General features: G+C 33.7%; 17 protein-coding genes. 6 read left to right on the forward strand and 11 right to left on the reverse strand.

What is annotated here, in order from left to right:
• Positions 1-15: 15 nt before the first annotated feature.
• Both SOM12_RS21610 and hemB read right to left on the reverse strand, forming a co-directional pair.
• Positions 16-414, reverse strand: a complete 399-nt coding sequence (locus SOM12_RS21610) for a c-type cytochrome (protein ID WP_320495418.1) — start codon at positions 412-414, stop codon at positions 16-18.
• 1 nt (position 415) lies between these two features.
• A complete protein-coding gene (hemB, locus tag SOM12_RS21615) occupies positions 416-1,411 on the reverse strand; it encodes a porphobilinogen synthase (RefSeq protein WP_320495419.1) in 996 nt (331 codons plus the stop codon).
• A 274-nt stretch (positions 1,412-1,685) separates the two neighbouring features.
• On the opposite strand from hemB, the gene SOM12_RS21620 reads away from it, so the two are divergent.
• Genes SOM12_RS21620 through SOM12_RS21630 form a run of 3 tightly spaced genes read left to right on the forward strand, consistent with a single transcriptional unit; the run spans position 1,686 to position 4,965 of the window.
• A complete protein-coding gene (locus SOM12_RS21620) occupies positions 1,686-2,435 on the forward strand; it encodes an Imm52 family immunity protein (RefSeq protein WP_320495421.1) in 750 nt (249 codons plus the stop codon).
• Between the two features lie 60 nt (positions 2,436-2,495).
• Positions 2,496-3,128 carry a hypothetical protein gene (locus SOM12_RS21625; RefSeq protein WP_320495422.1) on the forward strand — a complete coding sequence of 211 codons (633 nt, stop codon included), beginning with the start codon at positions 2,496-2,498 and terminating at the stop codon, positions 3,126-3,128.
• 4 nt (positions 3,129-3,132) lie between these two features.
• A complete protein-coding gene (locus tag SOM12_RS21630; protein WP_320495424.1) occupies positions 3,133-4,965 on the forward strand; it encodes a hypothetical protein in 1,833 nt (610 codons plus the stop codon).
• Between the two features lie 47 nt (positions 4,966-5,012).
• Here SOM12_RS21630 and SOM12_RS21635 read toward each other — a convergent pair whose 3' ends face one another.
• The 9 genes from SOM12_RS21635 to hemA all read right to left on the reverse strand — a co-directional run bounded on the left by SOM12_RS21635 (position 5,013) and on the right by hemA (position 13,110).
• Positions 5,013-5,900 (reverse strand): fructose bisphosphate aldolase, encoded by an 888-nt coding sequence (locus SOM12_RS21635; protein ID WP_346432780.1) that lies wholly within the window; start codon positions 5,898-5,900, stop codon positions 5,013-5,015.
• Between the two features lie 90 nt (positions 5,901-5,990).
• The gene (locus SOM12_RS21640; RefSeq protein WP_320495427.1) at positions 5,991-6,926 is read right to left on the reverse strand and encodes a DUF4421 family protein; all 936 of its coding nucleotides are present in this window, start codon (positions 6,924-6,926) and stop codon (positions 5,991-5,993) included.
• Between the two features lie 138 nt (positions 6,927-7,064).
• Positions 7,065-7,970: an oxygen-dependent coproporphyrinogen oxidase gene (gene hemF, locus SOM12_RS21645; protein ID WP_320495428.1), complete on the reverse strand. Its 906-nt coding sequence runs from the start codon at positions 7,968-7,970 to the stop codon at positions 7,065-7,067.
• Entirely contained in the window at positions 7,967-8,512 is a 546-nt protein-coding gene (locus tag SOM12_RS21650; RefSeq protein ID WP_320495430.1) for a GNAT family protein, read from the reverse strand. Before SOM12_RS21650 ends, hemF begins: the two co-directional genes overlap by 4 nt.
• A 2-nt stretch (positions 8,513-8,514) precedes the next feature.
• A complete protein-coding gene (locus SOM12_RS21655) occupies positions 8,515-8,892 on the reverse strand; it encodes a hypothetical protein (protein ID WP_320495432.1) in 378 nt (125 codons plus the stop codon).
• Between the two features lie 68 nt (positions 8,893-8,960).
• Positions 8,961-9,986: a uroporphyrinogen decarboxylase gene (gene hemE / locus SOM12_RS21660; RefSeq protein ID WP_111377708.1), complete on the reverse strand. Its 1,026-nt coding sequence runs from the start codon at positions 9,984-9,986 to the stop codon at positions 8,961-8,963.
• A gap of 97 nt (positions 9,987-10,083) precedes the next feature.
• Entirely contained in the window at positions 10,084-10,749 is a 666-nt protein-coding gene (locus SOM12_RS21665; protein WP_095930217.1) for a uroporphyrinogen-III synthase, read from the reverse strand.
• On the reverse strand, positions 10,749-11,672 hold the full coding sequence (gene hemC / locus SOM12_RS21670; protein WP_320495436.1) for a hydroxymethylbilane synthase: 924 nt from the start codon (positions 11,670-11,672) through the stop codon (positions 10,749-10,751). The genes SOM12_RS21665 and hemC overlap by 1 nt, the downstream gene beginning before the upstream one ends.
• A gap of 187 nt (positions 11,673-11,859) precedes the next feature.
• Complete coding sequence (gene hemA / locus SOM12_RS21675) at positions 11,860-13,110, reverse strand: glutamyl-tRNA reductase (RefSeq protein WP_012023029.1); 1,251 nt, start codon at positions 13,108-13,110, stop codon at positions 11,860-11,862.
• Between the two features lie 227 nt (positions 13,111-13,337).
• On the opposite strand from hemA, the gene SOM12_RS21680 reads away from it, so the two are divergent.
• From SOM12_RS21680 to SOM12_RS21690, 3 genes are all read left to right on the forward strand, one after another.
• The gene (locus tag SOM12_RS21680) at positions 13,338-14,213 is read left to right on the forward strand and encodes a helix-turn-helix domain-containing protein (protein WP_095930219.1); all 876 of its coding nucleotides are present in this window, start codon (positions 13,338-13,340) and stop codon (positions 14,211-14,213) included.
• Between the two features lie 216 nt (positions 14,214-14,429).
• The gene (gene hemH, locus SOM12_RS21685) at positions 14,430-15,443 is read left to right on the forward strand and encodes a ferrochelatase (protein WP_095930220.1); all 1,014 of its coding nucleotides are present in this window, start codon (positions 14,430-14,432) and stop codon (positions 15,441-15,443) included.
• An 84-nt stretch (positions 15,444-15,527) separates the two neighbouring features.
• Complete coding sequence (locus tag SOM12_RS21690; protein WP_095930221.1) at positions 15,528-16,076, forward strand: CopD family protein; 549 nt, start codon at positions 15,528-15,530, stop codon at positions 16,074-16,076.
• The last annotated feature ends 82 nt before the right edge of the window (positions 16,077-16,158 follow it).

Genomic DNA, 16,158 nt, shown 5'->3' on the forward strand with positions numbered 1-16,158 from the left:
AACACCATTGTGCTATTATTTCAAATGACTATAAATGTAAGCTTCAATTGCTTTTAATTCTTCGTCAGACATGGCCTGAGTAATAGCAAAATTGGTTTTCATAACCTCAAACTGACTTGGGTCAACAATTGGTTCTGCATTTCCTTTTAAGAAAGTAACGATATTGCCATTTTTGTCCTTGTAGATTTTGGCAATTTCTTTAATGCTTGGGCCAATCACTTTTTGATCTGGCTGATGGCATGCAAAACAATTTCCGCTGCTTTCAAAAAGTTGTTTTCCTAGTTCTTCTGGACTTTTGGCTTTCGCCGATTCGCCTTCAGAAACCGATTCTGTTGCTGTATTTGTTGATTCAGCATTTTCTTTTTTACAAGAAGTAAAGGCTAAAACAGCAGCTAAAAATAAAATCTTTTTCATCTTATTTCTTTAAAAGTATTGCCGCTTCTTTAGCAAAATAAGTCGAAATAAGATTAGCACCCGAACGTTTGATGCACATTAATTGTTCCATCATAATCTTGTCGTGATCTAGCCAGCCTCTTTCAGATGCCGCTTTAATCATGGCATATTCTCCAGAAACTTGATAAACGGTTACAGGAACATGCACTGTGTTTTTTATTTCGCGAACAATATCCAAATAAGCAATTCCAGGTTTTACCATAACCATATCTGCACCTTCTTCAACGTCAGACAACGCTTCTTTAATCGCTTCGATTCGGTTTGCATAATCCATTTGGTATGTTTTTTTATCTTTTGGAACCACAACATCAGCTTCTTTTGGAGCCGAATCTAAAGCATCTCTAAACGGACCATAAAAAGCTGAAGCATATTTAGCAGAATAACTCATGATGCCAACATTCTGAAATCCAGCAGCATCTAAACCTTCGCGAAGGCGTAAAACACGCCCGTCCATCATATCGCTTGGCGCTACAAAATCGGCACCAGCTTCTGCGTGAGAAATGGCCATTTTCACTAAAGCATCAACTGTGCTGTCGTTTTCTACATCTCCATTTTTTATAATTCCATCATGGCCATAAATAGAATAAGGGTCTAATGCAACATCTGGCATAACGATCATTTCTGGACAAGCCGCTTTTATAGCACGAATAGCCTGCTGCATTAATCCGTTAGCATTCCAAGCCTCTTTTCCAGTATTGTCTTTTAGGTTTTCACTAACTTTTACATAAATATTTACGGCGCGAATTCCTAAATCATAAAGTTCTTTCACTTCTTCAACCGTTAAATCTATAGATCTTCTGAAAATTCCCGGCATTGACGGAATTTCGACTTTTACATTTTCGCCTTCAGCAATAAACATTGGAAACATAAAATCCGATGGACTTAAACTGGTTTCACGAACTAAAGAACGAATGGATTCATTTACTCTTAATCTTCTGCCTCTTTGTAATGGGAACATATAATTTTAGATTTTAGATTTTAGATTTTAGATTTTTAGTTGATTTTCTTTGAAACTCAGACTGAGAATCTATTTCTAAAACTGCAGTTGTTTTTATTTTTTTTGAAGTTTATCTCAATTTTTAATGAGTGGCGCAAAGTTAAAGAAAAAGGAACAAAATAAGGCGTTTAGCTTGCTGTAGAATGAGTTAATATTATCTAAAAATTTGGTTTGATGTTTTTATTTTGAAGTAGATTTACAAAATTAGGAAAAATCTTATATTTTGTAAAGCGTAATGGAAAAACTTATATTAATTTCAAGATTTCGCAGTCCAGTTCTGACTTTGAAAGATTACTTTTCATTTAGTAAAAATGTTTTAATTGAACTAGGCAAGTTGGATTCTGTTTTTGCAAACACTTTTAGTTGGGCAGGTAATAAAAAACATAGGATTTCTGGCTTTGATAATGATTACACTAATTTTGAGGAAATTGTTTTTTCTCAGAAAATTTGGGATGAAGAAATAAGATACAATAATCCAGACACAAGCAATTTTGATTGCACTATGGATTCGACCTCGTTTATAGGTTTTTTAAATTCTTATTCGAATGTTAATGATAATTTTTTAAATCAGTTTGTAGTAAGAATATCGGCAGGAGGGAATAAGGGAGACGATATAGGTTATATTAATATAGAATTTCCGCCATCTTTTGATACAAAATACTATGATTACTTTTTTGTAAAAAAATTAATGCTGAAAATAATTGAATTGGCAGATCCAATTTATGCAGTTGTTACTACAGATAATTTCATTGACTTGGTAGAACTCGAAAATACTGATTTCTGGATTGGCTGGTTTACATACTTGAGGAAGCAGAAGATTGAATTCAATATTAATAATTTAATAGAAGAAGAATTTATTACAGATCAAGGCATTGTTCTAACGCTAGGAAAAGAAACAATATCGAGCAATAATGAAATTATCGTTTCAAAAGCAATTGCAGTGCGCAATGAATTACTTAAATTGAATCTGCTTAATTATTCATAGTTTAGTTTAAGAATTTAGACATATCATGGTTTTTCAGAATATTCCATCTAAATTTGTCTAATGAAGAAAATTCTCGCTTTATTTTGTTGTCTGCTCTTAACGAGTTGTTTTGAGATTACAGAAAGAATCAAACATCACGACGATCAAAGTGGTGAATATACTCTTATCATCGACTTTTCGCGATCATGGTTTAAAACCAAATCGGCTATTTGGTTGGAAGAAGTCGATGGTGTAAAAATTCCGAACGAGGAGGAAATTACCGCGAAACTTAGTGATTTTAAAGAAAAAGCTTTAAAGATTAAAGGAATTTCCAACGTTAGCACCAAAACAGATTTTCAGAATTACGTTTTCATTATCAAACTCAACTACGCCAATTTGAAAGCACTGAACGCCGCTGTAAATACAATTAACAATCAGCGTGATCAGATTCACTTTAGCGGAAGTGGCAAAACTTTCGAAAGAATTGCTTCGTATGCCGTTCCAGAAAAAGTGGTAAACGACCCAAAGAAAAAGAAAGATCTAGAAGAAGCCAACATTATTTCTATTTATACTTTCGATAAAGATATTCTGTCTGCAGACAATGCAAACAGCAAAATTTCAAAAAACAAAAAGACGGTTTTTTTAAAACAAAGTATGTACAGCGTTTTTAAAAAATCGATATTAATGAATAATACCATCCAATTAACGCCTTGATTTTATGAAGCATTTTTACACACTCATTTTTCTATTCGCCACGTATTTCTCTTTTGGACAGACCGTTCCAGAAAAATACGATTATTTTGTACAGTTTAACGGAAGTCAGCTTTCTAAAAAAGTTAGCGTCGATGAGGTTTTAAATCATCCGATTTTAACCAAATACATCAGTAAAAAACCTGATTTTGATCTTCGTAAATATGCCGATATTATTAAATTGAATGAAAAAGTTACCATTCACGGGAACTTCTTAGATTCTGTTCCGTTTTACCAAGTTACGATTCCGGTAAAAAGCAAAGAAGCGGTTAGAAAATATTTAATCGAAAAGCAGGGAGCAAACGGAACAAACAGTTCAATTGAAGATTTTGGAAAATACGAAGTTTATACACCAAATGGAGTAAAAAGATCGTTTGTCTGGAACGACAATTATTTGGTTGTTATTGAATTGACAAAACGACTTCCTTCTAAATTTTATGATGTTGCAGAAACTTCTGTAGCAACAGATTCTGTTTCAATATCTGAGCCTTATGAAGAGACTACTGTAATTGAAGCACCAGTTTATCCGCCAGCGATTCCCGTACCTGCAGAAAGAAGTACCGACTCAATAATATTGGAAGAACCAGCAGAGAACGATTATCTGTATGATGGAAATCCGTATGAAGAATATACTGTTGAACAAGCAGAATTTGATAAAAAATTAGCTGAAAGGCAGCGAGAAATCATAAAAGCATTATTCGAAAATGGATTTACAGCGCCGATTTCTCCAAAAATAAATGTTGCTGCCGATATTTCTTCTTGGGTAAATTATGGCGGAATGATGTCTAGTTTGTATTCCATGTATAATTATCCGCTTTCGTTATTTGGCGGTTACGATAAATATTTGCCAATGCAGAATAATTTTGGGAATTTTATAAAGGGCATCAATTTGGATTTTTATTTTGATAATGATAATGCCCGAATCGAAGAAGAGGTAGAATATTCTCCAGAGATTGCCAATGTTGTTAGCAAAATCAGCAATAGAAAAATCAATAAAAATATCTTTAATTATTTTCCTGCTCAGAAACCTTTGGGTTATATTTCGTATCATGGCAATACAAAAGCGGCGTTAGAAAACTTTCCTTTATTAATGACAGAATTATTTCAAAATCCGAAATTCGCAAAAGAAGATATTACACTTATTACAGATTTAATTTCGACCATTGTAGATGAAGAAGCTACAGCAAAGCTTTTTGATGGCGATTTAAGCGCGTTTTTGTATGATGTGAAAGAAGTTGAAGTAATGACCAAAAAGTATGGCTACGATGAGAATTATGAAGAAAAAATAACGGAGGAGAAAGTGAAAAAAGAAATTCCGTTGTTTTCTGTAATTTTTACTTCTACGCATCCAACATTTGGAGATAAATTATTGCAATTGGGTGTTCGCAAAAAAGTATTGGTTCAAAATGGAAATTTCTACACGATTGTTGGAACTCAAGAATATGATAATATATTTATTCTGAAAGACAAAGACGTGGTAATTGTTGCCAATACAAAAGAGTATTTTGGTGCAGGAAACGGATCTTTTACAAAAGACACCAAGAAAGATTTGAGCAAAAACTATATTTCTGGAAAACTCAATATTGCGCAAACAGTTAAAACATTTGGTAAAAACGCAAAAGACTCCGAATTGGATCGAATGACTAAAATTTCTTCTCAGTTTTCGGATATTGCTATAGAATCGCCTAAAAAGTTAATTGATAATAAATTGAAATTTGTTTTTAAATTGAATTCTTTCAAGTCTGATAAAAATATCATTTTACAGACTTTAGACATGGCCGCAGAAATGACTTCTAAATAATTGAAAAACAAAATCCCTGAAACTCTTCAGGGATTTTTTTTATGATTTTATTGAATGGAAGCTTCGTAAATCTCTTTAATTGAATTTCCTAGTTGCGAATTAAATTCAGCGTCAGATTGCCCAGCGCTAAGCCCTTCTGATAAAGCTCTTGAAAAACTCGCAATCAATCCATGATTTTCTGCTAGTTTCTGATTGGCATCTTCTCGAGAATATCCGCCAGAAAGCGCTACAACACGAACCACATGAGGATCAGTCATTAAATCGCCGTAAAAATTATTTATAGTCGGGATAGAAAGTTTCAGCATAACTTTCACGTCTTGGTCTAAAGAATTTAGGTGTTTTTGAATTTCATCTTTCAAAATCTGTTCTGATTTTTCTTTATCAGTACTGTAAATATCAACTTCAGGTTCAATTATCGGAACAAGTCCTTTCTTAAATATCTGCAGACCAACTTCAAATTGCTGTTTCACCACTTCCTGAATTCCTTTTGGATTTGCTTCTTTTATAACAGAGCGCATCTTGGTTCCAAAAATCTTTCGCTCTACAGCGCGATCAAGCAATTCGTTTAAATTAGAAATCGGTTTCATTAACTGAACGCCATTGGAAAGATCGGCAAGACCTTTGTCTACTTTTAGAAATGGAATAATATGTTTTTTCTCCCAAAGATAATCTGCTGTCCATTGTCCGTCAATTTTTCGATCCATTGTGTTTTCAAACAAAATAGCACCAAGAATATATTGGCTGTCAAAAACGGGACTTTTGATAATTCTGGTTCTCATTTCATGTACAAGAGTGTACATTTCTTCATCATTTGTGTATTGACTTTCTTCAACGCCATATTGCGATAATGCCTTAGGTGTACTGCCGCCACTTTGATCTAATGCTGCAATAAAACCTTTTCCAGAATGCATGAGATTTAACTGTTCGCTGTTTATACCTTTCATAACAATGAATTTTAGTTTTTATAAATCTCTGTAATTTAAGCATTTTAATTGGGTTGTATGCTTATTTCGGGTTAAGATTTCTTACAAACCTATTTTTTTATTGACATTGTCGTAGACTTCTTTTACTTTTTTTGGAGGATCAAATCGGTAACCAACAGAAAGTTTTACCGTAGCAATATTGTCATTCAATCTTGGATCAACTTTATCATCTTGCGCAAAACTTACGGTATTGAGACTGGCAAAACCAAAGAAACGATCTTTATTGTAGGCCAGTTTTAAATTGAAATCGGCTTGATATAAAGCTGAGGTTTCTTTATCAATAATATTTAACCCACCACCCAAAGCAAGTCCTGCGCCAATTAAAACGCGATCACTGATTACGAAATTGTAAAAATAGGCGGGAGCCAAAGTGAATACATAAATATCCCCAGGTGACGAATCGGGAGTGTTTAAATCGAGATTGGTGTAGTAAAAAGAAAATGAAGGGATAAAACTTCCAGAGCTTTTAGTCTGCCATTCGTTTTGGCTCACCAATGTTTTAAAAGAGAATTTATCATTAAAAATGTAAGCTGTCGATCCACCAATTTTTGTTGTTCGCATGTTTGGCAGCTGTGCAATAATATTATCATCGCTAATGTAAAATCCTTTTTGGTTGATAAAAGTAAAAGACTGCATCCATTTTTTATAGTAAAAACGGGTGTTGAAATTAAAGTTTTTGGAATGAGAATCGCCCTTATTCTGACTTAGAAATTTGGGTGCAAAACCAATCGTGATATCAACGATCTTATAATTTAAGGTAAAACCGATCTGTTCTCTTCGATTTGGAATTAGATTCACATACGTTTGCGAATCCTGACCTGAAGCAATTTGAAAACTATTGGAAGTGTCCAAATAATAAACGCTGGCTGTGATTTTATCGTTATAAGATTTAAAATACGAATTGTGCAGGGAATCGTTTTGGGCAAAACATCCAAAAAAGCTGATAAAAAATGTGATATAAATCAGTTTCAAACGCATAGAAACATAGTTTTAGATAATTTTAAAAGAAGTTTCATTCCGAACAATCAGACTATGTGAAAAAATATAATTTTCTAAAAATTAGCCCTAAGATAGGTCTTTAAATCTATGTTTCTATGTGTTAAATAAATTTTTAGATTAAGAAATCCACTCAATCGGGTTCTGCAATATATTTATCAATTTCTCCTCTTCGCTTCCCGCTTCTGGATGATGATCGTAAACCCATTGAACATGCGGAGGCAAACTCATTAAAATACTTTCAATTCTTCCGTTGGTTTTTAATCCGAATAAAGTTCCTTTATCGTGTACTAGATTAAACTCCACATAACGACCGCGACGGATTTCCTGCCAGTTTCTGTTTTCTGGAGTATATTCTAAATTCTTTCTTCTTTCTACAATTGGTACATAAGCTTCAAGAAAACTATTTCCAACTTCGGTTACAAAATCGTACCAGTTTTCCATTGACATTGCTTCACTTGCTTTGCAATAATCAAAGAACAAACCGCCAAGTCCGCGGGCTTCATTTCGGTGTGCATTCCAGAAATACGAATCGCACTGTTTTTTATATTTTGAATAAAACTCTGGATTGTGTTTGTCACAAGCGGTTTTACACGTTTGGTGAAAATGTTTTGCATCTTCTTCAAACAAATAATATGGTGTTAAATCCTGTCCGCCACCAAACCATTGTTCAATTACATTTCCGTTTTCGTCATACATTTCGAAATATCGCCAATTGGCGTGAACAGTAGGAACCATCGGGTTTTTCGGGTGAATGACCAAGCTTAATCCACAAGCAAAGAAATCGGCTTCGCCAACGCCAAACATTTTTTGCATCGTTTCAGGAAGTTTTCCATGAACAGCAGAAATGTTGACACCGCCTTTTTCAAAAACAGCACCGTTTTCTATAACGCGCGTTCTCCCGCCTCCGCCTTCAGGACGTTTCCATAAGTCTTCACGGAATTTTGTAGTTCCGTCAACAGCTTCTAATCCAGCACAGATTTGGTCTTGTAAATTTTGTATGTATGCGTAAAATTTGTCTTTCATGGTTTAATATATTCTGATTTAAGCAATCCGAAGTAAACAGTGTTTTGCAATTCTCCATCACCGTTTCGAAATTCGTCTCTTAAAATTCCTTCTTGTTTAAAATTATGTTTCAATGCGATGCTCTGACTCGCCAGATTAACTTCTGATGTACAAATGAAAACTTTGTTCATCAGTAATTCGTTAAAGCAAAATTCCAAGGCATGTGATACCATTTTGGACGTGATCCCTTTTCCTTGAAAATCTTCGTCGATAAAATAGCCTAATTCACATTTTGAAATCTGGTAATCAATGGTTTTTACACATAAATAACCTATTAAATCATTTGTGTCAATTTCTCTAGCATAAAAATAATATCCTTCGTTGTTTTTTTCTTTGTCTTTGCTAACCGATAAAAAGTTTTCGGCATTTTCTGGTGAGTCAGAATTAGCCAGCGTAACGGGAAAAGTGTGTCCGATATGATTTCTATTTTTATCAATTAATCTATAGAATTCTTCGGGAAGAATGTTTTCAATTCGGTCTATTTTCCAATCTGTAAAACTCATTTTTATTTGTCTTTTAGAGAAGTAATTTTAGTATTGATTCCGAAAGAAAAAACCTTGCTTTCTTGTTGGATATATTGATAAACGGCCAATGCTTTTCCTGTAAAAGTATAGTTTTCTATTTTAGAAAATTCAATTAAAACATCAGCAAATTGTTCTAATTGATCCCAATCAAAATGAAGACGCATTAATAATGTGATTAATTCGTCATTTGAATAATCGACTAAAGTTTCAATATTTAATCCAAATTCTTTCAGTTGATTTTCAATTTCTGTTTTTTGTAAAACAGTCAAAGGATAAGGTACAAAAACAAGAGTTCGTAACGTTTTGAGAACGTTATCAATTCTGATTTTTTCTTCGTCTCTTAAACCTTTGTTGAGCATGTTTTTGAGTTTTGAGTTTTAGTTTTCAGTCGCAGTAAAATCTAAAAACTGCGACTGAAAACTGAATACTAGTTTCCGTATTCCTTCACAGCGTCAATAAACGCTTTGGCGTGATCTACAGGTATATTTGGTAAAATTCCGTGACCTAAATTTACGATATATTTATCTTTTCCGAACTCATCGATCATTTCATGAACCATTTTCTTGATAGTCGGAATTGGAGAAAGTAATCTTGACGGATCAAAATTTCCTTGTAAAGTAATATTTCCACCAGACAAATAACGAGCATTTCTAGCCGAACAAGTCCAGTCAACTCCTAATGCAGAAGCTTTACTTTTACCCATTTCGCCAAGAGCAAACCAGCATCCTTTTCCGAAAACAATAACAGGAGTAATATCAGCTAAAGCGTCAACAATCTGGTTGATGTATTTCCATGAAAATTCCTGATAATCAACAGGAGAAAGCATTCCTCCCCAAGAATCAAAAATCTGAACGGCATTTACTCCCGACTTTACTTTTTCTTTTAAATATAAAATAGTCGTATCGGTAATTTTTTGCAATAAAGTATGTGCTGCAGCTGGGTTTGAGAAACAGAATCCTTTTGCAGTATCAAAACTTTTAGAACCTTTTCCTTCAACAGCGTAGCAGAAAATAGTCCAAGGCGAACCTGCGAAACCAATTAACGGAACTTCATCATTCAGCATTTCCTTAGTCAATTTCACAGCGTCAAAAACGTAGCCTAAAGTCTCATTTACATCTGGAACGTAAACTTTATGAACATCTGCTAGAGAACGAATCGGATTTGGAATAATTGGTCCCAAATTGTCTTTTAATTCTACATGAATTCCCATAGCACGTGGAACTACTAAAATATCCGAAAATAAAATCGCAGCATCTGGAGCGATTCTTCGGATAGGTTGAACTGTAATTTCAGCAGCTAATTCTGGAGTTTCACAACGCGTAAAAAAATCATATTTATCACGAAGTTCTCTAAATTCAGGTAAATATCTTCCTGCCTGACGCATCATCCATACCGGCGGACGTTGCACAGTTTCTCCTTTTAATGCTCTTAAAAATAGGTCGTTTTTTAACATTTTTTCTTGCTTTAGGCTTTAAGCTTTAGGCTTTAAGCTTGTTTTTAACTATGATTTTTTTGCTTACGGCTTACTGCCTAAAGCTTATTGCTTTAATTTATTTGTATTCGTGAATTACATCTTCAATCACGTCTTCAATTGTGGGCTGATCTGCGATGATGATATTCTTTGTGATTTTTGATAAAGCTTCTGCGGTAGTATCACCAATGCAAAAGCAGATTTGTTTATTGATGGTATTATGTTTCAGATAACTTTTGACTCCAGACGGACTAAAAAACAAAATCGCTTCAGGATTTGCTTTTATTTTCTGTGGCTGAAGTGTGGTTTCGTAAACCTGAATTTCATTGAATTTAATTCCGTTTTCTTTGAAAGCTTCAGGCAAAGTGTCTCTTCTAAGATTTCCGCTAAAAAAAGTGTAGCTTTCATTCGCATAAATCAAAGTGATAATTTCTGCTAAATCTGATGCATAGCCGGTATAAGCCACTACATTAAAACCATTATCGCTTAAAAGCGTTTTGGTCTTAAGACCCACGCAGTACACGTTTTTCTTTTTTAGTTCTTCTGATTTTGGGTCTGATAAAACACTGTGAACAGCATTCTGACTTGTAAAAATCAGGCTTTCGTTAATGTCTTTTAATTCGAAGGGTTTGTTTTCGGTTTTAATGAAATCGGCTTCTATTAATTCTACGCCATATTTCATCAGCTCTTGTTTATGAAGAGGAGATAATATTTTAGTAGATAGTATTTGAACTGCGTTTGCCATTATTTCTTCAAAGATTCTTTAATTTTCTGCATTAATTCTGTTCCACCATTATTCAAAATCTCATGAGCAGAATTGAAACCTAATTTTTTCCATTCTGAAATATCAACCGTTTTGTTGATTTCTAGTTTTTGTTTTCCGTCAATAGAAAGTAAAACACCTTGAAAATGCAAAGTATCTTCATCTTCATTATAATTTACTAGAGCACCAATTGGAGCAGTACATCCACCTTCAAGCGTTCTCAAAAACTGACGTTCGATATAGGTGCAAATTTCAGTTTCGATATCATTTAACTGCGAAAGGGCATCCAGTGTATAATTGTCATTTTCCATTCCCACGACAAGCATTGCGCCTTGTGCTGGAGCAGGAATCATCCAATCTAAATTGATATAATTTTCAGGTTTTAAGTTGATGCGCTCTAAACCTGCAGCTGCAAAAACAGCTCCATCCCAATTATTGTCCTGAAGTTTTTGCATACGCGTATTTACGTTCCCACGTAAATCTACAACAGTATGATTTGGGTATTTATTGAACCATTGTGCCTGGCGACGCAAACTTCCAGTTGCAATGGTACTTGGATTTGTAAAGTCAGGATTTCCTTTATGAACTAAAATGTCCAGAACATTGGCTCTTGATAAAACAGCACCTTGAACGATACCTTTTGGTAAAGCCGTTGGAACATCTTTCATAGAATGCACTGCAATATCAACATCGCCATTGATCATAGCAATATCAAGCGTTTTGGTAAAAATTCCAGTAATCCCTAATTCGTAAAGAGGTTTATCCAGAATAATATCGCCTTGAGATTTAACCGCAACAATCGAGGTTTTATAACCTAAGTCGTTTAGTTTTTTCTCGACAGTATGTGCTTGCCAAAGTGCTAATTCGCTGTCACGCGTTCCAATTCTGATTGTTTTTTCAGCCATGTTTTGTTTTTTAAACCATATAAGTTATATAAGTAAATTTAAGCGGTTTGAGTAAAACACAGTTTAAATAGTGTGATATAACTTTTTGTTTTTTTAAACTATATAAGTTATATAAGTAAATTTAAGCGGTTTGGGTAAAACACAGTTTTTAAATGAACTTAGATAACTTGTATGGTTTAAACTGTATTTAAGATGCTTTTATTTTGAAGACTTTCTCGATCCATTCGATGCTTTCATCGACCATGGTATCGTCGTCTTTTAAATGATTTGCGAAATGTGTAGTGATTTTTTGAATGATTCTGTTACTGATGATTTCAGCTTGCTCTTCATTAAAATCGGCAATTTTTTTGCTTTGAAAATCTAGTTCTGAAGCTTTAATAGCGTTTAATTTTTCTTTTAAAGCATTGATTGTCGGAGCAAATTTTCTGCCTTTCATCCAAGTAACAAATTCTTCTTTGATTTCTTCGATGATTGCTTCAGCTGCCGGAATGTGTAATTTTCTGTTTTCCAAAGTTTCATCTGTCAATTGAGACAGATAATCCATGTGGATTAAAGTTACACCTTCTAATTCTTCTACGTTTTCATTTACGTTTTTCGGAATCGACAAATCCAGAATCAACAAAGGTTTTTTAAGATTCAAAATCGCTTTGTCAACCGTTGGGTTTTGAGCGCCAGTTGCAACAACCACAACATCGGCTTTTTGAAGTTCTAAATGTAATTCAGAGTAATCTTTAACAATTAGATTTAATTTTCCTGCTAATTTTTCTGCTTTATCTTTAGTACGGTTGATTAAAGTAATGTGTTCGTTTTTGGTATGTTTTACTAAATTCTCACACGTGTTTCTCCCGATTTTTCCAGTTCCAAAAAGTAAAATGTTTTTGTTGCTGATATCTTCAACATTCTTCAAAATATATTGTACAGATGCAAAAGAAACTGAAGTAGCACCAGAACTAATTTCTGTTTCCGTTTTAATTCTTTTGCTTGCCTGAATTACCGCATTGACCAATCTTTCCATAAAAGCATTGGCTAATCCCATTGATTTTGAATGTGTAAAACTGGTTTTTATTTGAGATATAATTTCGAAATCGCCTAAGATCTGACTGTCTAAACCAGTTCCTACGCGAAACATATGATTAATTGCTTCTTGATTTTTGTAAACGAAACCAACTTTTTGAAAAGCATCGACAGAACCGTTGCTGTTGTCGCAGATAAGTTTTATTAATTGAAATGGGTGTTCGGCAAAACCGTAGATTTCGGTTCTGTTGCAAGTTGAAGTAACCAGTAAACTTTCTATTCCATCGTTTTTAGCTTGTTCCAGTAAACGTGTTTTCGCAACGGCATCCAAACTAAATTGACCTCTAACCTCAGCATCAGCTTTTTTATAACTCAGACCAACTGAGTAAAAATAAAGGTGTTTCGGTACGTTATTGTTTTCCATAAATTCACTTTCATAAAAGTGCAACAAAATTATTACTATACCATCGATAAAAATAACGCTAAAAGTACTTTTTATGTCGCTGTATGTTTTTTTGAACCTAAATAGGTGTTTTTGAGTAAAAAGGACTACTTTTGTAGCAAAATCAACTCATTTGAAGTGATTAGTTTAGAGTCGTTCTAAATAACATTTTGAGTTTGTTTCGATTTTTGTTTCAAAAAAATATCGCTATGGGTTCTCAAGAAATTATAAAAATTGAAGACGACTTTACGCTGATCCGTTTTCAAAATGACGGTCTAGAGCCATTTTATGCACAGCATGAAATAATAGGTACTGGCCTGATACAGTTTCACTTCGGGATAAAAGGAAATGCAAAATTCTTATTCAATCAAGGCAATTATGCTTTAGAATTGAAAGAAGAAAAATCGCTACTTTTATACAATCCGCAGAAAGAATTACCGCTAAATTTAGAATTGGCTCCAAACTCTTGGGCGATTTCGGTAATTGTATCGATTAAAAAATTTCACGCGTTGTTTTCTGCCGAAGCCGATTATATTACTTTTTTGAGTCCAGACAATAAGGATAAAAAGTATTATAACGAAGGAAATATCAGTCCGTCAATGGCGATTGTGCTGAGTCAGTTGTTTCATTACAATCTTCATCCGTCTATAAAAAACCTTTATTATAAAGGAAAAGGATACGAATTATTGAGTTTGTATTTTAATAGAACTGAAGATCCAAATGCAGAACAATGTCCGTTTTTAATTGATGAAGATAACGTTCTGAAAATCAGAAAAGCTAAAGAAATTATTATCGCTAATATGGCCGAACCGCCAGGATTGCAAGAATTGGCAGACGAAATTGGTTTGAATTTGAAGAAACTTAAAATGGGTTTCAAACAAATTTACGGCGACACGGTATACGGTTTTCTTTTCGATTACAAAATGGATTTCGCCCGAAAACTTTTAGACAGCGGTTCCTATAATGTAAATGAAGTTGGTTTGAAAATCGGTTACAGTACAGGAAGTCATTTCATCGCGGCATTCAAGAAAAAATTTGCGACAACTCCAAAGAAGTATTTAATGTCGATTAATGCGAATGTGTAAGTTTTTGTTCGCCACTAATTCACGAATTGGCACAAAATAAATAGTTGCTAAATTTCCCGAATCTGCGAGAGAAATCAATTTTATAAATAAAGACATAATTAAAAAGTAATAATTATCATATTTCTAAAAAGTAGCAAGTTCTACTTTTGACGAAATTTTTAAAAACAAATAAAAGCTTAAAGCCTAATGCTTAAAGCCTAATGCAAAAAAACAATAATGAAAGGCGTATTATTAGTAAATCTTGGATCTCCAGAAAGTCCAACTCCAAAAGATGTTAAACCTTATTTAGATGAATTTTTAATGGATAAATACGTGATCGATGTTCCGTATTTATTAAGAGCATTATTAGTTCGCGGTATTATTTTAAGAAAAAGACCAGAAGAATCTGCGCATGCTTATGCAAAAATTTGGTGGGAAGAAGGTTCTCCATTAGTTGTTCTTTCAGAAAGAATGCAGAAAAAGGTTCAGCCTCTTGTAAATGTTCCTGTTTCTTTAGCAATGCGTTACGGAAGTATGACAATCGAAAAAGGACTTCAAGAATTGAGCGATAAAGGAGTTACAGATGTAATGCTTTTTCCTTTATATCCACAATATGCAATGGCTTCAACTTTGACTATTTTAGTAAAAGCAGAGGAAATCCGTAAGAAGAAATTCCCACACATGAAGTTTACAGATGTTCCGGCATTTTACAATAAACCGGATTATATCAAGAATTTAGCCGATTCAATTCAGAAACATTTAGTTGGTTTTGATTACGATCATTTATTGTTTTCTTACCACGGAATTCCAGAGCGTCATATTCGCAAAACGGATGTAACTAAATCGCATTGTAAAATTGACGGTTCTTGTTGCAATACGCCTTCACCAGCGCACGAGTTTTGTTATCGTCACCAATGTTACGAAACAACAAGACAAGTTGTAAAATTATTAGGGCTTCCTGAAGATAAATACAGTCTGACATTTCAATCACGTTTAGCGGGAGATAAATGGTTGGAACCTTATACCGATGTTGAAATTGATAACATGCCAGCAAAAGGAATCAAGAAATTGGCAGTTGTTACACCGGCTTTCGTTTCAGATTGTTTAGAAACTTTAGAAGAAATTGCCATGCGCGCCAAAGAGGATTTTGAAGCAAATGGAGGAGAAGAGTTCTTAGCAATTCCTTGTTTGAATGACGATGACGAATGGTGTAAGACGGTTTCTAACTGGATTAATGATTGGGCGAAATAATATTTAGTTTCAAGTTTCAGGTTTCAAGTTTTTCTCAAAGTTGATAACTTGAAACTTTAAACCTGAAACTTTAAACCGAAAATAATGGAATACTATAATTACTTAAAATCACTGCATCTTATTTTTGTAATTACTTGGTTTGCGGGTTTGTTTTATATTGTGCGTTTGTTTGTTTATCAAATTGAAGCCAATGAAAAACCTTCGCCAGAAAAAGAAATTCTGCAGGCGCAATACAAAATAATGGCCTATCGTTTGTGGTACATTATTACTTGGCCATCGGCGGTTTTGGCGAGTATTTTTGCTTTTTGGATGTTGTTTTTTACAGATGCGGGAAGTGTTTGGATCAAAATGCCATGGATGCACGTAAAATTATGTTTCGTTTTTCTTTTATATTTATATCACGGAAAATGTCATCAGATTTTTAAACAACTGCAAAACGATGAGGTAAAATATACCAATAATTTTATGCGTTTATGGAATGAAGGCGCAACCATTATTCTATTTGCGGTTGTCTTTTTAGTAGTTTTAAAAAGTGCCATCAACTGGATTTTCGGCGTAATCGGAATTATTTTATTCTCCGTTTTAATTATGCTGGGTTTCCGATTTTATAAAAGAATAAGAGAAAAAAAGTAATTAGTAAAAAGTGAATAGTAATTAGTTTCAAGCTTTTACTATTCACTAATTACTATTCACTAATCACTAAAAACATGCTAAA

Origin of the sequence: Flavobacterium sp. CFBP9031 (genome assembly GCF_034044945.1) — a bacterium.
Lineage (GTDB): Bacteria > Bacteroidota > Bacteroidia > Flavobacteriales > Flavobacteriaceae > Flavobacterium.